Here is a 19,697-nt window from a genome sequence, read left to right as displayed (position 1 = left end):
TCAGGCAGGAGGGGTCGAAGCAATGAGCTGGGTTAGCTTTGTCTTCATAGCATTTCGCTCACCAACCCAGGTGATGAAGTCCAGAAGTAGCCTGAGGCGCTTCCAATCAGTGTCCACGATCTGGCGGTGATAGTCGGGGAATTGATCAGCAATCAACGCTTTTAGCTCCAAGCCGGGCCAGCGCTCATCCACCTGTTCGCGGATCGAAGGAACTGCGTTCAAACTAGCTACCAGCGGCGCGGTCCCAGGACAGAAAACCGGGGAATCAGCTTCCTCCAATCCCATGCCCTGAACTGCCGCGATGGCAGCTGCACAAGCACCTGCAGGTGAGAGTGAACGTAAAGTCTGATAGAATGAATCGGCGAAAGCTACAGCTAGTGTATCAAGTACGTCTCGTTTCATGCCCACCGCATCCGGTCCCGCCGCCGAAATCTCTTTAGCCTGAGAGATGGACCAACAAGCGTTCAGCACTATGAGCTGGACGCTGGCCATCAATTCCTTTGCTGCCAACAGTTGGTTGAGTGCCTTCCATGTGAGCAGGATGCTCTCACCACTTCTCCCCTCGAATAACAGCCCCTCCTTGCCAGTACCGTGTCCAGCAAAGTGGATCACCTGAGGACGGTGTATAGCAATTTGATGTACTAAATCGGCTGGATTGGCTGCAAAAATCGATTCTAGTTGGAAGTGTCCGCCCACAGCTCGCATAATGGCGTTCTGCTCGCGTCCTGTTTGCAGTGGCGTTTCTCCTTCCGGTGCAGCAGTGACAAACATGATTTTAGATCCGACAGGAAGAATTCTGGAACTCATAAGAGTATGATCGGTATAATCCTAAAAGGGCAACTGCTAATTCAATCCTATAATGCTCGGTATATTGCAAGAAATTCGTGCATCTGAAATTAATCGTCCATAGCATATCCCCTCACCCAACCTGCACTGCCTGCCCCGTATCTTCTTAACCTTCGCCGGGCCTCTGGTCGGTGTCAGCCATACTCTGCCGCAGATTTTTAACGGCAATGTCACCAGATGAACAGTACGCCAAACTCATTTGCGAATCTTCGGAGCTGGGAAAGATGTCTTGGACCAATGGGCTCGCGTTCGTGTTCCCAAGACCGAAGGCGGCGTGGATCAACTTGCAGCAACTCCGCAAACTTTCGCTGATCAGATCCGATGAGGTTCCGAAACCATATGAGCCAAGCTCCGAGAGTTTCGGGGACTGGTCGTGCGTCATGGCCCAAAAATTTGATGACCAGTTGCCAATCGGTTCCGCATGGTGAGCGGCGTTCCCGTTCCCAGAGCTCAAGAACGCAGGGCGAGATCCCGATCATCTGAGCGGCGTCGATCTGCCTCAAGCCAAGGTCCAACCGGCGTTTTTTGACATGCTCCCCAAGCGTCTGCGGATTCGTTGGATATCCGCGTACGCTGTGTTCGGACTGGAATATCGAGGGCAGTTTCACCACGAGGCCATGATGGCAAAAGGGCAAAGTAGGTATTGCCATACATGCTTTTTTCCACCCAGACGCCGTAGGCATTGACGATGGACTGGTCTTCATCGCTCAGGATAGGGAAGGGCAAAGAGTATTTTTTGATGAACTTTTCGTGGCTCTTGATGCTGTCGATGCTGACCCCGAAGACGGTGGTCTTGCTGCTGATTTCGGACCAGCCATCGCGGAGTGCGCAGGCTTGCTTGGTGCAGCCGGGGGTGTCGTCTTTCGGGTAAAAATAAAGGACGATGGTTTGGCCTCTAAGATCACTGAGCTTGAGTCGGGTGCCTTCGGGGTAACTCCCGCCAACGACGGCGGCATCAAAGTCTGGAGCAAGGGTTCCGGGAGTGGGCTGTGAATTCATCGGCAAATAAACGTGTATGGGTAGGGATCAGATGCCCTAAATCAGTGATGACGTGGAATTTCCAGGAGTGCCTCACGCTATGCAGCGGAGCATTTTTCCGAGTGATCCCTGGGAGCGAGTGGGGGATCCTGGGCGGCTGCAAAGCTGTTCGCAAGGTTACCAACTTCCTGACGTTAGTGGGCGCTGCATGAAACTGAATTTTGCTCTCTTTTGTCTGATTAGCCTGAGTTCCCTGGTGCGAGCGGATGTGTTCATGGCCCAGGGTTGCATGTCTGGTGAAGTCACAGATTCGACAGTCCTTTTGCAAACGCGCCTCACGGCCATTGCGGGACCGGAACTGAATGAGAAAGGGGATGTGCCAGGTATCCGTGGAGTGGCCTGTTTTGAATATGGTGTGAAGCCTGACTTCAGTGATGCCAGCCGAACGGAATGGATGTCTGCCACGGAGGAGAGTGACTTCATTGTGCGTGCGCAGCTTTTGGGACTCAAGAGCGGGGAGCTCTATTATTTCCGGGCGGTGGTGGGTGATGATGAGAAGGGTGCGAAGTCCGGGCCAGCCTGCGAGTTTAGGACGCTTCCGGGTGGCGACTCTGCGCGGGCTGTGACCTTCGCCATTGGCAGTTGCATGAACTATCATAAGTTCATGGAGGGGAAGAAGGTCAAGACCGGTGCGGTCATCTCGGCCTCGGAGGAAGACAAGCGTCTCGGTTATCCATCCTTCAAAGTCCTGGTCAGTCTGAAGCCGGATTTCTTTATCGGCACGGGAGACATCGTTTATTATGATAACATCATGAACGGTCCGGCGCGCACCCTGCCGCAGCTCCGCGAGTGCTGGCATGAGCAGTTCCGTTTTCCTCGGCTGGTGGATTTTTTTGCCTGCACGCCTGCCTACTGGTCCAAGGATGATCATGATTTCCGTTTCAATGACGGAGACAACAGCGGTGACCGGATGCCGATGCCGCAGACGGGGATCGAGGTGTTTCGCGAGCAAATGCCCATCCATGCTGCGGGTGACCGCACATCCCCGACGTACCGCACACACCGGGTGAGCAAACATTTGCAAATCTGGCTGACGGAAGGACGTGACCATCGCTCGCCTAACAAAATGGAGGACGGGCCGGACAAGAGCCTGTGGGGGAAGGAGCAGCGGGAATGGCTTCAGCGTACCCTCAAGGAAAGCGATGCTACCTGGAAGCTGCTGATCAGCCCCACGCCGATGGTGGGTCCTGATGATGCCTATAAAACGGACAACCATGCGAACCTGGGTGGCTTTCGTCATGAGGCGGATGCCTTCTTTGCTTGGCTGAAGGAGGAGAGCATCACTGGCTTCATGACCTTTTGCGGGGATCGTCACTGGCAGTATCATAGCATTCATCCCAGCGGTTTTGAGGAGTTTGCCTGTGGGGCTCTGAATGATGAAAACTCGCGCATTGGGGTGGAACCTGGTTCCAAGAAAGGCACCGATCCTGAGGCTTTGATCAAACAGCCCTATACGTATCCAAAGGCCACGGGTGGGTTTATCCTGGTCAAATCAGGGCATGATGGTGGAGACGGTGCCAAGCTGGAGATCATACATTATGACGATACGGGCAAGGTGATGAATACCGTGACAAAGGTGCAATGAATCCAGAGCGGTTACGCCTAACATTTAATGATCCAATCATGAAACCTATCCTCCATTGCCTGATGCTTTTTGCGGTGACTCTGATTATCGCGCCTGTGAAGGCTGCGCCGCCTAACATCATTTACATCCTGGCGGATGACCTGGGATATGGTGACCTGGGGAGCTATGGGCAGAAGCTCACGAATACGCCCCGGCTGGATAAGATGGCGGCGCAGGGCATCCGTTTCATTCAGCATTATGCGGGGGCACCTTCCTGTCATCCATCGCGCTGTGTGCTTTTCACGGGGAAGCATGCCGGGCATGGTCGTATCCGCGCGAACAGTGATCTGCCGCTGTTGCCGGAGGATTTTACGATTTCGCAGATGATGAAAAAAGCCGGGTATGCCACGGGTGGTGTGGGCAAGTGGGCGCTGGGGCAGCAGGAAACCACGGGTGCTCCGTGGGTGAAGGGTATGGATGAGTTTCTCGGCTACCTGGATCAGACTCTGGCACATTCATATTACCCCGATCATCTGTGGAAGGATGGTCAACGAATGGAGATTCCTGAGAACAAGGACGGACAGCGAAAGGTGTATTCGCATGATCTGTTTGCAGAGCAGTCGCTGGACTTTATCCGGCGTCACAAAGACGGACCTTTTTTCTTCTATGCAGCCCTGACCATTCCTCATGCGGAGATGGCCGTGCCGGAGGATTCGCTGGCGGAGTATCGCGGCAAGTGGCCGGAACCCAAGACCTTCCCCGGCAGCAAGACTTATTGCCCGCAGGATCAGCCCCGTGCCGTGCGCGCCGCCATGATTACACGGATGGATCGCGATATCGGGCGCATCTTGGATCTGCTGGATGAACTTAAAATTGCGGACAATACACTGGTCATGTTCTCCAGTGACAATGGCCCGATCACAGCCGGTGGATCAGCCCCAGAGTTCTTCGATAGCAATGGGCCGTTGCGTGACTTGAAGTTCAAGCTGTATGAAGGTGGCATTCGTGTGCCATTCATTGCGCGCTGGCCTGGCAAGATTAAAGCGGGAGCCGAGAGCAAATTGGTTTCTGACTTTGCGGATATGATGCCTACTTTTGCCGAGGTGTCCGGCGCTGAAGCGGTGAAGGGGGATGGCCGCTCCATTTTACCGACGCTGCTTGGCAAGGATGCGGAGCAGGAGAAACGCGAGGTGTTTTACTGGGAGGCGGCTCCGCAGCAGGCTCTGAGGAAAGGGGATTGGAAAATTTATCGCCGGGCACCGAACGCTCCCATCGAACTTTATGATCTGAGCAAAGACATCGGCGAGACGACGGATCTGGCAACGAGCATGCCTGAGAAGGTGGCCGAACTTGAAAAGCTGATGATGGAATCACGGATGGAATCTTCCGAGTTTCCTTTGGCAAAGAAGGAGAAGAAAAAGAAGAAACACTGACATGACCGCCACTGTTTTGTTCCTATGAACCGAATGATCCTATACCCTTTTTTGTTATGCGCGTTCTCATTCATGAATGTGCAAGGGCAAGGAGCAAACACGGTGGAGATGGCACCCGGACCTGTTTGGAACCGGCATGCGGTGGATGACAGCAGCCGGGGGGCGGATGGAGTGAAGACGGGGGATGTGAATGGGGATGGTCTGCCAGATCTCATCACCGGTTGGGAAGAGGGGGGCGTGGTGCGTCTTTATCTGCACCCTGGCCATGAAGCGACGAAGAAGCCGTGGCCGCGAGTGACTGTGGGCAAGGTGATGGATGCGGAAGATGCCATCCTGGCGGACCTGGACAATGATGGCCGGCTGGAGGGGGTAAGCGTGACTGAAGGTAAAACACGGAGTGTCTTTTGGCATCGTTTCACCGGCGGTAAGGGCGATGTGCTGGACGAGAAGAACTGGACCACAGACGCCTTTCCAGCGACTGACGGGAAACAGATGTGGATGCAGGCTTATGCTGCGAATTTGGATGGTCAGCATGGGACGGATTTAGTGCTGTCCTCCAAAGGTCCGGGGGCCACTATCGGCTGGCTGCAAGCTCCCGAGGATCCTGCGGATCTGGCTGCCTGGAAGTATCATGTGCTGCGGAATGCGGGCTGGATCATGTCACTGACTCCGCATGACATGGACGGGGATGGAGATGACGACATTCTTTTCACTGACCGCAAGGGGGATCGCACCGGGGTGTTTTGGCTGGAGAATCCAGGGGCAGAGGCCGTGCGCAAGGTGGCGGAGTGGAAGGAACATGCCATCGGGGCGCAGGGGAAGCAGGTGATGTTTGCCGATATCGCGGATGTGAATGGCGATGGTTTGCTGGATGTCATCGTGGCCGTGAAGCCGGTGGAGATCCTGATCTACCTGCGTCAAAAAGATGGTGCCTGGCTGGAGCAGACGATCCTGCTTCAAAAGGAGAAGCTGGGGGATGCTAAAGCTGTGAAAGCGGCGGATGTAAATGGCGATGGTCTCATGGATCTTTTCTATACATGTGAGAATGCCAAGGGGGATCTGGAGGGAATCGTCTGGCTGGAGCAGCAGGCCAATGCCCCCTGGAAGCAGCATCCTCTGGGCGGGCCGGTCGGAGTGAAATTTGATCTGATGCAGCTACTTGATTTCGACAATGATGGCGACCTGGATGTGATGACCTGTGAGGAGCGCGACCAGCTTGGCGTTGTCTGGTATGAGAACCCGCACTTGTCTTCCAAACTATGATCCGCCTGCTCCTGAGTGCGTGTGTTTTGCAGATGGCCTTTGTAACCCTCCGTGCACAGGAGGGGGTCACGTTTGTGGACCATCAAGGACCACCGCCTGGTGGAAAAGAATATGTGCCGAGGCCGCCGCCGGAGGCTGGCCAGTATCTGCGGCAGACGATGGACAAGCTGGAGAATGGATTTATCCCGGCACGTCCCTTTAAAATTTGGGCACTGGGCTCCAGCTATACGCACATGCTGGGCAACGGTGAGGTGTGGCAGGAAGAGATCCCCAAACGGTTTCCAAAAGCACCGTCAATTGAGTATAAAAAGATGGTGGGGAATTCGTGCCCTTGGTTATACCTGCGCGGCTGGGCGCGGCATCTGGTGTATGCAGATCAGCCGGATCTTTTCATCACCTATACCATAGGAGATCCGAAGGATCTGGACCTGTTGCTGGCGGATATCCGCAAACACACCACTGCTGACATTTTGGTGCCGAGCATTCACTGGCGGATGCGGGATGAACCGAACTGGGGCAAGTCGGAAGATGCCGTGGATCAAAAGGTGGCTGCGTTGCGCGAGGTGTGTGCAAAGCATGGGGCGGAATTTGTGGAAAATCGCCGGGATTGGGGTGCTTATCTTCAAGAGAACGGTCTGCCCATCCAGCCACTTCTGAAGGATGCGGTGCATCAGAACGGGTACGGGGCGCATATCATCAATGCGAATATCCTCAGCCACTTGCGGCGTCCTTCCATCTATCCAAAGTCGGCTGTGCGCGAGAAGCGAGTGAGCGCGAAGGAGCTTGCGGGTTCGGCCAAAGGCTTCAGGCTTGAGGGAGAGGATCTGGTTTCATCAAGTACCGGGGCAACGGTGAAAGTAACTTTTGAGGGCAACCGGGTGGAATTGATCGGCGTTTCTGCAGCGGATGCGGGGAAGTTGAAGGTGAGGATTGACGGTATGGATGCGGGGGAAGCGCCTTGCTTCCTGGCCACCTATATCCTGGGTGACAAAAGAAATACAAAGACTCTGAAGACGGACAATCCACGGGATATGTCTCCGCATGGTGTGACGCTGGGAGATAGGCAGATACCGCAGGAATGGACGATCCTCATGACCAGCGATGTGGGCGATTATACGCTGACTGGAAGCGTGACAGGGAAAGATGGTGACGGCAATGCTTTCAAGCCCTTTACCAGCGCATCCGCGCAGATCCAGATCGAGCCGGAACTGTGGCGGCGGGCGGAACGTAATCGCAAGGGCGACCAATTCACCTTCAGTGTACAAAGGGTGACTGTGCCGGAGGTTTCCTTTGTGCCTCCGGAGGGTGGTGAGGCAGGTGTTTTTCGCATTCGGTTGGCAAACATGCTAAAGAACGGGCCTCATACGGTGGAGCTGATCACCGTGGATGTCAACCCGGTACGCATCCGCGCGGTGGATGTTTTTCAGCCGCCTATGAAGTAAAAGGGTGAGCTATCAAACATTACCCCGGATAAGCTGAAAAGCCGCCAGCAGGGATTCGTTGAATAACACTTAGGCCTAACATAAGATGAAATATATTTTCCTGTTTTTGTTGTTCATCGCCAATCAGGCGATGCTGAAGGGAGCGCCGAATGTCCTGCTCATTCTCACGGATGACCAGGGCTATGGGGACCTGTCCATTCACGGGAATCCGCATCTGCACACGCCGAACATTGACCGGCTGGGGGAGAATGGGGTGCGGTTTGACCGATTTTATGTGAACTCCTTTTGTGCACCTACACGTGCGGCCCTGCTGACAGGACGCTATCCGGTGCGCACGGGCTGTCATGGGGTGACGCATAACCGGGAGGCGATGCGCGCCACCGAAGTGACCCTGGCGGAAGCTTTAAAACCTGCTGGATATCGCACAGCCTGCCTGGGCAAGTGGCACAACGGCGAGCAGTATCCCTTCACGCCTCAGGGGCAGGGGTTTGATGAATTTATGGGGTTTAACAACGGGCACTGGAACCAATACTTCGATGCGACGCTGCTGCGTGGAGCCAAGCCGGAAAAGACGAAGGGCTATATCTCAGACGTGCTGACGGATGAGGCGATGAAGTTCATCAGCGCGAGCAAGGAGCAGCCGTTCTTTTGTTACCTGGCCTACAATGCACCGCACTCGCCATACCAGGTGCCGGACCGGTATTATGACAAGTTCAAGGCTCAGGGGATGACGGAGACGCTGGCGGCCTTTTATGGGATGATCGAAAACATTGATGATAATGTCGGGCGGCTGATGGCGCATGTGGAAGAGATGAAGATGGCGGAGAATACGATTGTGGTATTCCTGACGGATAATGGAGGTACCGCTGGCGTGAAGACATACAATGCAGGCATGCGCGGTGGGAAGACGAGTGTGCATGAAGGTGGCAGCCGGGTGCCGCTATTCATCCAATGGGCGGGGGCCAAATGGAAAGCGCATGTGGTAAAGCCGATTGTATCGCACATCGATCTATACCCGACCCTGCTGGACCTTTGCGGAGTGAAGATGCCCGAAGGCCCAAAGGTGGATGGGGTGAGCTTGCGCCCACTTTTGGAAAAAGAAGAGGCGCAGGACTGGCCTGAGCGGATCCTTTTTACGCACAATCCGATTGATGAAACGAACCGTTATCCAGGGGCGGTGCGTACGCAGCGCTATCGGCTGGTGCGGGAGATCAAAGGGCCGTCTGGTGGATCCAAAGCCAAGGCCAATGATGCTGGGGCGACGCCGTGGCAGCTCTATGACATGGAGGCGGATGCCGGTCAGGAAAAGAACATCGCGAACAAGCATGCAGAATTGGTGCAGGACCTCAGCGCACGTTATGAGACGTGGTATGATGAAACTGCGAGAGACGGTCTGCGCAGGATGCCTCTGCCCGTGGGCCATGCGGAGCATAACCCCGTGGAACTGCATGCCCCACAGGCCTATTTTGATGAGCCCCTGCACTTCGCCTCGGGACCGGGCTTTGCCAATGATTGGCTGACGGGATGGACGGATGCTGCTGCGCGGGTGTGGTTTGACGTGGACGTGGTGGAAGCTGGAAGTTATGAGGTGGAGATTGCCGGCGTCTGCTCCTCCGAGGATGAAGGAGCGAGGCTGCGCCTGACGGCGGGAGATGCCAAGCTGGAGGCGACGATGGCATTCGCACCAGCGGTGGACATCCCGCTGCCGCACCGGGATGAGGCGGGTCGCCTGCGGTATAGGAACCGGGAATGGAAGAGTATCCAGATGGGCAGGGTGGAACTGCCGAAGGGACCCGTGAAACTCGTCTTGGAAGCTGTGTCTAAACCGGGTGTCCAGGTGATGGATCTAAAGCATGTCAGGCTTGAGCGGATGGAATGAATGACCAGGAGCAGGATGAGGGTCTAAAGTGGAGATGCTTTTTTAATTCTGTGGAAAGCTCCGGCGGATTTGGGCGTTGAACACGGTCCGATGATCAGCCGACTCTTCATACTCGCATTGGGCCTGGGGTTATCCCTGGCTCCTTCTTTGTCTCAGGCGCAGGAGCGTCCCAACATTCTGTTTTTCTTTGCCGATGACTGGGGACGCTTTGCCAGCATTTATGCTGAGGTGAATGGCAAGGGCGGAGTAAACGATGTGCTCAAAACGCCGAACTTTGATAAACTGGCGAAGAAGGGTGTACTGTTTCGCAATGCGCATGTGAATGCACCGTCATGCACACCTTGCCGAAGCTCGCTCCTGTCAGGACAGTATTTCTGGCGGACGGGGCGTGGAGGCATTCTGCGCGGGGCGGTGTGGGATGAGAAGATCCCGGCGTATCCGCTGCTGCTGAATGACGCAGGGTATCACATCGGCAAGACTTATAAGGTGTGGGGACCGGGCTCGCCTTCGGATGCGCCGTATGGGGGGCAGAAGTATGCGTTTCAGGCAGCAGGCGGACGGTTTAACCAATTTTCACAAAACGTGACGAAGATGGTGGGAGAAGGAAAGCCGTTGGAGGCGGCGAAGGAAGAGCTGTATGCGGAAGTGCGTGGGAATTTCAGTGACTTCCTGAAAGCGAATGATGGAGGCAAGCCTTTCTGCTACTGGTTTGGACCGACGAATGTGCATCGCTCGTGGACCCAGGGCAGCGGCAAGAAGCTGTGGGACATTGATCCGGATTCGCTCAAGGGAAAGATGCCGCCTTATCTGCCGGATGTGCCGGAGGTGAGGGAGGACCTGGCGGATTACTTTGGCGAAGTGCAGGCCTGGGATCACGGCATCGGGGTGCTGGTGGCGGAGCTTGAGAAATCAGGTAAGCTGGAGAATACGCTGATCGTCATCAGTGGCGACCATGGAGCACCGGGCTTTCCTCACGGCAAGTGTAACCTGTATGGCTTTGGAACAGGTGTGAGTCTTTCCATCACGGGACCTGGAGTCAAAGGTGGGCGTGTGGTGGATGATTTTGTCAACTTGACGGATCTGGCTCCGACATTCCTGGAAGCAGCAGGATTGTCCGCTCCTGAGGTGATGACGGGCCGCAGTCTGTGGCCTGTGTTGAAATCGGACAAGTCAGGCCAGGTGGATGAGACGCGCACGCAGGTCTTTACCGGACGTGAAAGGCATGTGGAAAGTGCCCGGGCGGATTACAGCCCCTACCCACAGCGGGCGATCACGACGAAGGACCATCTGTTCATCATCAACTTCCGCCCGGACCGCTGGCCGCTGGGAGATCCCTATAGGCTGGACGGACCGGTGGAGCCGACGATGGAGGAGATCCGCGATGTCACTCGGACGACGCATCCGGACGATGATTCCGGGCCGACCAAGGCCTGGCTGGTGGGGGTGCGCAAAACACCGGAGTGGAAGGCGCATTATGAATGGATCTATGGCAAGCGGCCGAAGTATGAACTCTATGATTTGAAGAAGGATCCTCATGAGACGAAGAATGTGGCGGAAGACCCGGCGTATGCGGAGGTGAAGGCTGAGCTGGAAAAACGGCTCATGGATGAACTGAGCCGCACGGGGGATCCACGGCTGGTCAATGACGGTGCGTATTATGAAAACCCTCCGCTGGCCGGTCCTCTGGCCGAGCCGGAAGGCAAGGGGAAGGGCAAAGGCAAGGGCAAGAAGAAAGCGGAAGACTGAGACCTCGTACTGTATGAAAAAAGCATTTCTTCTTTTCTCAATCCTGTCGTTGTGGGCGGGCGTGACTGTGGCTGCTGACCGGCCTAATATTGTTGTCTTCCTGGTGGATGATATGGGCGTGATGGATACCTCCGTGCCGTTCCTGACGGATGCGGAAGGGAAACCAAAGAAGTATCCGCTCAATGAGCATTATCGCACGCCGGGGATGGAGCGGTTGGCGGCGCAGGGAATCCGGTTTAACAACTTTTGCGCGATGAGTGTTTGCTCGCCGACGCGCATTTCCATCATGACGGGCCAGAATGCGGCGCGGCACCGGGCGACGAACTGGATCAATCCTGAGAAGGACAATGCGGGACCTCAAGGTCCGCCGGACTGGAACTGGGCAGGTCTGAAAAGAGGGGATGTAACCCTGCCCTTTGTGCTGCACGGAGCTGGTTACAATACTTTGCACATCGGCAAGGCCCACTTTGGCCCCAAGGCATTAGAGGGTGGGGAGCCTCTGAACCTGGGCTTCGAAACTAATGTGGGCGGCGGCGCAATGGGGGCACCGGGCAGCTATTATGCAGCTAAGAATTTTGGCTGGGGTAGCAAGCGTGAAAATAACGCAGTGCCACATCTGGAGAAGTATCACGGTAAGGATATCTTCCTCACAGAAGCACTGACACTGGAAGCGAAGGATAAGCTGAATGCACTGGCCAAAGAAAAGGAGCCATTCTTTTTCTACTTTGCCCATTATGCAGTGCATGCACCGTTTGAATCGGATCCCCGGTTTGAGGCGAATTACAAGGACAGTGGGAAAGAAGCTCCGGCACAGGCTTTTGCGACGCTGGTGGAGGGGATGGACAAGTCCTTGGGAGATCTGCTGGATCATCTGGACAAGCTGGGCGTGGCGGAGGATACGCTGATCTTCTTCCTGGGTGACAATGGCAGTGATGCACCTTTGGGCAATGAGCATGAGGTGGCCTGTGCAGCGCCGCTGCGGGGTAAAAAAGGTGCGCATTATGAAGGGGGCATGCGTGTGCCGTTCATCGCGGCCTGGGCGAAGCGGAATGAGGAGAACCGGTTTCAGAAAATGCTGCCCATCCCGGCGGGTGTGATCCAGCGCCAGCAGGCAGCGGTGCAGGACCTTTTCCCGACAGTTCTGGCGCTCACGGGTGTGGCTGCGCCTGCTGGGCATGTGGTGGATGGACTGCCGCTGGCGAAGCTGCTGACGGGACAGGCCGATGCAGAAAGAGGTGAGCGCTTCCTGATGCATTATCCGCATTCACCCCATCGCACGGATTACTGGACGAGCCTGCGTGATGGAGAATGGAAAGTGATATACCATTACTTCCCCACGAAGGTCTCGAAAGGATCTCATTACCAGTTATTCAATCTGAAGAATGATCCCTTTGAGCAGAAGGATCTGGCGGGAGAAAAGCCTGAAGAACTGGGGAGGATGATGAAGACGCTGGTGGCGGAGCTGGAGGCGCATCAGGCTGTGTATCCTGTGGATACAGATGGCAAGACGCGGGTGAAACCGAAGCTGCCATAAAAGTATAAAGCGGGTGAACAAGAACTGCGGCTGGGGCTGCAAACATATCAAGTGATGAGAACATTTTTAACCTTTGGAATTTTATGCACCGTGGCCCTGGTGACGGGGCGGGCTCTTTCGCAGGAGGTGAAGCCTAACATTATCTTTGTCATGGCGGATGACATGGGCTGGGGGCAGACAGGGTATCGGGGACATCCGGTGCTGAAGACGCCGAATCTGGATGCGATGGAGGAGAACGGTCTGCGCTTTGACCGCTTTTATGCCGGGAATCCGGTATGCTCTCCAACGCGAGCCTGTGTGATGACGGGACGCACCAATGAACGCACGGGCGTGTTGACGCATGGTTATGGCCTGAGGCTTCAGGAGAAGACCATTGCCCAGGCACTGAAGACGAAAGGATATGTGACGGGCCACTTTGGCAAATGGCACCTCAATGGATTCAAGGGGCCCGGAGCGCCGGTGCTGGCGGCTGACCCACGCAGTCCAGGGGCATTTGGTTTTGATGAATGGCTGTCGGCGACCAACTTCATTGACATGGATCCTTACCTGGGTCGTAACGGTGTGCCGGAAAAGATGACGGGGGATTCATCTGAATTGATCGTGGATGAAGCAGTGAAGTTTTTGGACAAGCATCGTGCCAGTGGCAAGCCGATGTTTACGGTGATCTGGTATGGCACTCCGCATTCACCGTTCAAGGCAAGCGATGCGGACCGGTCGGCCTTTGCGGATCTGGACGAAGAATCAGCCAATCATCATGGTGAATTGGTGGCTATGGACCGGAGCATCGGCACGCTACGGCAGAAGCTACGTGAATTTGGGCTGGAGAAGAATACGCTGCTGGTCTTTTGCAGTGACAATGGTGGGTTGCCGAACATCCAGCCGAACACAACGGGCGGGCTGCGCGGCAACAAGGGCCAAGTTTACGAAGGTGGGCTGAGGGTGCCGGGAATCATGGAATGGCCGGGCGTGGTGAAGGCGCGGGTGACTCAGCATCCAGCATGCGTGGTGGACCTGTTTCCGACGGTGGCGGACATCGTGGGGCTGCCGGACAGCTCGTTCATCCAACCTGTGGACGGGGTAAGCCTGAAGCCGTTGTTTGACGGAGAGACTGGCTCCCGAGAGAAGCCGATCTTCTTCCGGTATGGAGCGAAAACAGCGTTTGTGGACAACCAATACAAGCTGGTGGCGAATGACCTGAAGGCGGGGCCATTTGAGCTTTATGACCTGGAATCGGATGCCCAGGAAACAAAGGATCTGAGTGCCGAAAAGCCTGAGTTGATGGCGAAGATGAAGGCAGCGTGGCAAGTCTGGAATGAGAGTGTGGATGCCAGCTTTGCGGGGCAGGATTATCCTGAAGGTAAGGTGACGCCGCCAGATCCAGAATCCATCTTTTGGTTTGAATCAGAAATGTATAAACCTTACGTGAAGGAGTGGACGTCGTATTGGGCTTACACGAGCTTCATTGAGAGCGGCGGCAAAGAGGGGAAGAAGGGGAAAAAGGGAAAGAAAAGCCAAGAATGAGGACTTTGATGAAACGGATATTTACTCTTTTAATCATAGCCTGTGGCGTGCTGAATGCAGCCGCAGCAGAGGCAAAGCGGCCTAACATTCTATTTGCCATCGCCGATGACTGGGGGCCGCATGCGGGGGCCTATGGCACGAAGTGGGTGAAGACGCCGGGGTTTGACCGGATCGCCAAAGAGGGGGTGATTTTCAAGAATGCATATACGCCGATGGCGAAGTGCGCACCATCCCGGGCGATCGTGCTGACGGGGCGTCATCTGTGGCAGAATGAAGAGGCGGGGAACCATATGGCGGTCTTTCCCCCAAAGCTCAAAAGCTGGCCGGAGGTGCTGATGGCCAAGGGCTGGCACATGGGCATCACAGGAAAGGGATGGGGGCCGGGGATCGCCAATGATGCGGATGGAAAACCGCGCCAGATCACGGGCAAACCCTATAACAAACGCAAAGCGAAACCACCCACGACGGCGATGGGCAACAATGATTATGCGGCGAATTTTACTGATTTCCTTGAGGAGAAAGAGGAGGGTAAGCCCTGGTGTTTCTGGTATGGAAGCACGGAGCCGCATCGCGGATACGAATTCAAGACGGGTGTGGAAAAAGGTGGCAAGAAGCTAAGCGACATCGACCGCGTGCCTGCCTACTGGCCGGATGATGAAATCGTACGGCATGATATGTTAGACTATGCCTATGAAGTGGAGCATATGGACACTCATTTGACGCGGATGATTGCGGAGTTGGAGAAACGCGGGGAACTGGACAATACGCTGATCATTGTAACCAGCGACCATGGTATGCCATTCCCCCGGGTGAAGGGTTATGCTTATCATGACTCTAATCATATCCCGCTGGCGATCCGGTTTCCTGGCGGTATGAAAAAGAGTGGACGGGTGATTGATGACTTTGTGGATTTCACAGACATCGCAGCAACGATGCTGGACTATGCGGGCATCGCGGAGAAAGACAGTGGGATGCTGGCGATCACGGGAAAAAGCTGGAGGCCGATCCTGGAGAGTGAAAAGGCGGGCCAGGTGCTGGCGGAGCGGGATCATGTGCTGATCGGCAAAGAGCGCACGGATGTGGGCAGGCCGCATGACTGGGGATATCCCATCCGGGGCATCGTCACGGCGACGCATCTGTATCTGAAGAACTATGAGCCGACACGTTGGCCAGCGGGTAATCCGGAGACAGGCTATCTGGACACGGATGGCAGTCCGACCAAATCATTGATCTTGGAGATGGGGCGGAAGGACCGGAACGACAAATACTGGAAGCTGAACTTTGGCATCCGTGCGGCTGAAGAGTTTTATGATCTGAGCGTGGATGCGGACTGTGTTTATAATTTGGCAGGAGAGTCTGTGCATGAAGAGAAGATCAAAAGCCTGCGCACAAGGATGGAGGATGCGATGAAAGCGCAGGGTGACCCGCGCATGATGGGGCAGGGGAAGATCTTCGACGAATACAAGCCCACAAACGGTGAAGGGTTTTACGAGAAATTTATGAAGGGTGAGAAGCCCAATGCGGGTTGGGTGAATGAAACTGATTTTGAAAAGGAACCTGTCCAACAACCATGAGATCCATCCTATCCTTCGTTAACTGTATCGTGGCATGTGCTGCCATGATGATGACGCCGTGCATGCAGGGGGCTGAGCGGCCTAACATTCTATGGTTTGTCGTGGATGACATGTCGGCCCATTTTTCCAGCTATGGGGAAACGACGATCAATACGCCAAATGTGGACCGGCTGGTGAAAGAAGGAATGAAGTTTACTCGGGCCCAGGTGACGGCACCGGTGTGCTCTACCTGCCGCTCGGCGATGATCACGGGGATGTATCAGACGACGATAGGGGCGCATCATCACCGGAGTGGGCGGGGAGAGCTGAAAATTCACTTGCCGGAAGGTGTAGAGCCAGTGCCTGTTCTGTTTCAGAAAGGTGGATACTATACCTGCATTGGCAGTGGGCTTCCGGATCTGGATGCGCGGGGGCTTCCCTTCGGCCTGCCGAAGGGCAAGAAGGCGGCAAAGCGGGCGAAGTTGGCCGGGAATCCGCCTGAAAGTCGGTTGGGCAAGACGGACTATAATTTTGAATGGGATCCCGCGATGTATGACAGCCATGACTGGGCTGGGCGTGGCAAGGACCAGCCGTTTTTCATGCAGGTGCAATTACCTGGTGGAAAGCTGAGGGGTGGTGATTCCCGGAATGCACGTGCACTGGCTGAAAGGGCCAAGGCAGAATTTGGTGAAGCTACCGATCCGCAAAAAGTGACCCTGCCACCCTACTACCCGCGTGATCCGGTGCTGCTGGAAGATTGGGCGGCGTATCTGGATGCGGTTAAGCTGACGGACAAGCATGTGGGGAAGGTGCTAGCACGTCTGGAGGCAGAGTGGCTGCTGGAGAATACGCTGATCATTTTCATGACGGATCACGGCATCAGCCATGCACGGGGGAAGCAGTTTCTTTATGATGAAGGCTCCCGTATTCCCTTTGTGGTACGTGGCCCAGGGATAGTCCCAGGAACGGTGCGCGAGGATATGATCCAGCAGATTGATATGGCTCCTTTATCCTTGGCTGCGGCAGGCCTGCCAGTGCCTGAGGTGATGCAGGGGCGCGATGTGCTGGCGAAGGATTATAAAGCGCGTGAGGCGGTGTATGCCGCTAGAGACCGCTGTGATGAAACGGTGGAACGCATCCGCAGTGTGCGCACCGACAAGTTTTTATACATCCGTAATTTTTATCCAGAGCGGCCGCATTTACAGCCGAATGCTTACAAGGATGGCAAGGACATCGTGAGGGTGCTGCGTGCTGCGCATGAGGCGGGGACGCTTCCATCAGTCTCTGAAGAACTGTTGTTTAGTCCGAAGCGGCAGGCTGAGGAGCTGTATGAGTATGTGAATGATCGCTGGCAGGTGACAAATTTGGCGGCAAATCCAGACTATCGTGAAGTGTTGGAAAGCCACCGGGCAAAGCTGGACCAGTGGATGACGGAGACGAAGGATGCGGGGCCAGAATCTGAAGCGATGTATGACAGCGACATGGTGGACTATCGCAAGAAGGGCGGTGCAGAAATTGAGCGTAACATCGCACTGATGAAGCAATGGGCGAAGGAGGGGAAATGAACTGCGCCAGGATTTGGTTCAGTTCGGGCGGTAGCTTTTGGTGCTGCCGTTGACGGGATCAATCTGAATGGTGTAATAATTGATAGGAGGCACGGATGCATCACTGGTATCCGTGCGCACGGCGCAAAGGGTCAGGTAAGCATCGCGCAGGGGTGCATTGATGCTGGTGGAGCCATTGGGGTAAAAGATGATGCGCTGATATTTGGCTCCCATGGATTTGAAAGGTTCCTTTTCGGCAGCAGGAGCATCTTCAGTGAGTCCTGAGAGGAGGGGTGAAACTGGGCTGTCTGGAATCATGATTCCCTGACTGAAATAAAGGGGGCTTTCGATAGGCTCCTGGTCATTGCTGGCTTCATCATAAAAATAGATTTGCGTGGCGTGGTAGCCTTCAAAACCGTTGTCATCCGCATAGTGGAAAAAGCGCAGTTCGACAGGTCGGTTGTCCGTGAGGGCCATCTGCTGGGCCATGGAGACACGGAAGAGCAGGCCCTGGCCACTTTGTGTGAGACGATTGCCCTCCATAACACTGAGCAGAGGAGGCGTCATGAGGGCCATGAGGATGGCGATGATCATGACGACGACGATAATTTCAATCAATGAAAACGCCGGGCGCAATACCCTGCCAAAAGAATGAGGAGAAAGGTTTTTCATGATGTTCGGGGTTTACTGGTAGAGCTGATTCCATTTGGAATTGCGCATGGGCACGGCTGTGGAAAAGACCCGATAGTTTAATTTTCTATCGCGCAGGTTTTGCTCCAGAGCGGCGAGGTCCTGAGTGAAATTGCCTGTCTCTGTAAAAGCATCGTCGGGGAGGAGGTCTGGCACGCCTTCGGGCTGGAGGCTTTGAAGACGCGCCGCTGAGGCTTCATCGATGGCGACGAGGGTGACAACAACGACAGGCGGGAGCATATGCTGGGTGCCTTGAGGGCTGTTGAGCGTGGCGCCGACGATGGCTGTGGAGTCATAGGCATAGGCAGGAGCGATCCAGGTGGCATCTCTTTCTTGCGCTCTGGCCGACTGATCGGTGATCTGCGGGGAGATGATGAGAGCGACGATGTTTTCAGCTACAGGCCGTGAGTGGGATGGCGTGTTGACCGATTCGCCTGGCTGGATGATTTGATCCGCTGCTTTGGCGAACCATTCTCCAGGAGTGACGGAATAGACTTCATTGAATTCCGAAGTTGGCCGGTATTCCCAGAGGCGGAAACGTGTGCGGCTGGTCTGCACATGCTTGGGCCGGTAAGCATCGTCATTGCCATAGTGGATGAAATAACCGCGTCCGCAAAGGAGGCGCTGCAGGCCTTCGTATCCTGTCCGTGAGCTGACCCCCATGGGGGCCTGAAAAAAGACGGCGTGGTTTTTCACGAATTCAGGTGAATCCTCGCCGAGGAGTTCTGCCGCACTGCCATTGATGAACTGCAACTCTGAATGACGGATGTATTTGAGAGGAGCCTCCTCCCGGGAGGTGGGCACCGTGGGGGAGTCACCGGTGTTGTATTCATAGGTGAGATAAGTGTTCAGCGTGGCCTGGCGCAGGGACTGAGTGATGATTTCAAAGGCACCGCGTGCCTCGCGAAACTGTTCCAGGCGTGCATTGCTGGCAGACCAGGTTTCCTGCATCTGGCCGATGAAACGGGCGGACATGAGCATGATCATGCTGAGCACCGTCATGGAGACAAGAAGCTCCACCAGGGAGAAGCCAATGCGGCGGATGCGGGGAATTAAGCGGGGATCAGGTTTCATGGGGGAGGTGGGGTTTCGATGCCCGTGCTTCAGTTTTTGGCAATGATGGCCGTGTAGCTGGTCACGCGGCGATCGGGTGCGGATTGGAAGTCGAAGTCCGGGTTGGAAGTGGGAGCGATGCAGATGCGCAGGCGGCGCAGATAAGTCTCCGCCGGGCGATTAGGATTGTTGGCAGGCAGGACGAGGTCCATTGGTTCAGCCGGCATCTGGACGGAGGCTACATAGCTGAGGCTGAAACTGTCGGCCCCTTCCGCAGTGACCTCGTCTGCATTGAGCTCAATGCCCTGGTCATTGAAGTAACGGGTGGGGCCGTAGCCTTCCCAGTTAAGGTCTTCCCAGGTGGCTGTTTGCAACTCACCGGCGAGCTTTTGATTGATCCTGGATTCGGCTGAAATGGAGGCTGCATTGCGGGAGAGCTCCAACCCATGGGGCAGAAGACCGAGCATGGTGATGAAGCCCAATGAGGCGATGGCCATGGACATCATGACCTCAACCAGGGAAAAGCCTGGAGGTAAGGGGGAGGTGCAAGGCGCGTGCTGCTGCGGGTGGGTGATTTTCATGGGATGTGGT

The 19,697-nt window shown here is 55.3% G+C and carries 15 protein-coding genes; 10 read left to right on the top strand and 5 right to left on the bottom strand.

Annotated elements, in window-relative coordinates; genetic code table 11:
• Both EI77_RS00330 and EI77_RS00325 read right to left on the bottom strand, forming a co-directional pair.
• Complete coding sequence (locus tag EI77_RS00330) at positions 1-807, bottom strand: CHAT domain-containing protein (protein ID WP_133792769.1); 807 nt, start codon at positions 805-807, stop codon at positions 1-3.
• 489 nt (positions 808-1,296) lie between these two features.
• Complete coding sequence (locus EI77_RS00325; protein WP_133792768.1) at positions 1,297-1,845, bottom strand: peroxiredoxin; 549 nt, start codon at positions 1,843-1,845, stop codon at positions 1,297-1,299.
• Positions 1,846-2,032: 187 nt separating this feature from the next.
• Between EI77_RS00325 and EI77_RS00320 the strand changes: the two genes are divergently transcribed.
• The 10 genes from EI77_RS00320 (at position 2,033) to EI77_RS00275 (ending at position 17,384) form a co-directional block, all read left to right on the top strand.
• On the top strand, positions 2,033-3,469 hold the full coding sequence (locus EI77_RS00320; protein WP_208300227.1) for an alkaline phosphatase D family protein: 1,437 nt from the start codon (positions 2,033-2,035) through the stop codon (positions 3,467-3,469).
• A gap of 38 nt (positions 3,470-3,507) precedes the next feature.
• Entirely contained in the window at positions 3,508-4,881 is a 1,374-nt protein-coding gene (locus EI77_RS00315) for an arylsulfatase (RefSeq protein WP_166646926.1), read from the top strand.
• A gap of 108 nt (positions 4,882-4,989) precedes the next feature.
• Positions 4,990-6,144, top strand: a complete 1,155-nt coding sequence (locus EI77_RS00310) for an FG-GAP repeat domain-containing protein (protein WP_166646925.1) — start codon at positions 4,990-4,992, stop codon at positions 6,142-6,144.
• Positions 6,141-7,586: an SGNH/GDSL hydrolase family protein gene (locus tag EI77_RS00305; protein ID WP_133792765.1), complete on the top strand. Its 1,446-nt coding sequence runs from the start codon at positions 6,141-6,143 to the stop codon at positions 7,584-7,586. Before EI77_RS00310 ends, EI77_RS00305 begins: the two co-directional genes overlap by 4 nt.
• A gap of 85 nt (positions 7,587-7,671) precedes the next feature.
• Positions 7,672-9,465, top strand: a complete 1,794-nt coding sequence (locus EI77_RS00300) for an arylsulfatase (protein WP_133792764.1) — start codon at positions 7,672-7,674, stop codon at positions 9,463-9,465.
• Positions 9,466-9,555: 90 nt separating this feature from the next.
• Positions 9,556-11,211, top strand: a complete 1,656-nt coding sequence (locus EI77_RS00295) for a sulfatase family protein (RefSeq protein WP_133792763.1) — start codon at positions 9,556-9,558, stop codon at positions 11,209-11,211.
• Positions 11,212-11,224: 13 nt separating this feature from the next.
• Positions 11,225-12,745 (top strand): sulfatase-like hydrolase/transferase, encoded by a 1,521-nt coding sequence (locus tag EI77_RS00290; RefSeq protein WP_133792762.1) that lies wholly within the window; start codon positions 11,225-11,227, stop codon positions 12,743-12,745.
• Positions 12,746-12,799: 54 nt separating this feature from the next.
• Positions 12,800-14,266 (top strand): sulfatase family protein, encoded by a 1,467-nt coding sequence (locus EI77_RS00285; protein ID WP_133792761.1) that lies wholly within the window; start codon positions 12,800-12,802, stop codon positions 14,264-14,266.
• An 8-nt stretch (positions 14,267-14,274) separates the two neighbouring features.
• Positions 14,275-15,840: a sulfatase family protein gene (locus EI77_RS00280; RefSeq protein WP_133792760.1), complete on the top strand. Its 1,566-nt coding sequence runs from the start codon at positions 14,275-14,277 to the stop codon at positions 15,838-15,840.
• Positions 15,837-17,384, top strand: coding sequence for a sulfatase family protein (locus EI77_RS00275; protein ID WP_133792759.1), 1,548 nt, complete (start codon positions 15,837-15,839; stop codon positions 17,382-17,384). Before EI77_RS00280 ends, EI77_RS00275 begins: the two co-directional genes overlap by 4 nt.
• Before the next feature lie 18 nt (positions 17,385-17,402).
• Here EI77_RS00275 and vccD read toward each other — a convergent pair whose 3' ends face one another.
• The 3 genes from vccD to vccB are packed head-to-tail and all read right to left on the bottom strand — an operon-like array spanning position 17,403 to position 19,687.
• Complete coding sequence (vccD, locus tag EI77_RS00270; protein WP_133792758.1) at positions 17,403-18,035, bottom strand: Verru_Chthon cassette protein D; 633 nt, start codon at positions 18,033-18,035, stop codon at positions 17,403-17,405.
• Between the two features lie 12 nt (positions 18,036-18,047).
• On the bottom strand, positions 18,048-19,127 hold the full coding sequence (gene vccC / locus EI77_RS00265; protein ID WP_133792757.1) for a Verru_Chthon cassette protein C: 1,080 nt from the start codon (positions 19,125-19,127) through the stop codon (positions 18,048-18,050).
• Positions 19,128-19,156: 29 nt separating this feature from the next.
• The gene (vccB, locus tag EI77_RS00260) at positions 19,157-19,687 is read right to left on the bottom strand and encodes a Verru_Chthon cassette protein B (RefSeq protein ID WP_133792756.1); all 531 of its coding nucleotides are present in this window, start codon (positions 19,685-19,687) and stop codon (positions 19,157-19,159) included.
• Positions 19,688-19,697 lie beyond the last annotated feature (10 nt).

This window comes from Prosthecobacter fusiformis, from assembly GCF_004364345.1.
GTDB classification, from domain to species: Bacteria; Verrucomicrobiota; Verrucomicrobiia; order Verrucomicrobiales; family Verrucomicrobiaceae; genus Prosthecobacter; species Prosthecobacter fusiformis.
Note: the sequence above shows the minus strand (reverse complement) of the source record. Positions and strands in the feature narration are given on the sequence as shown.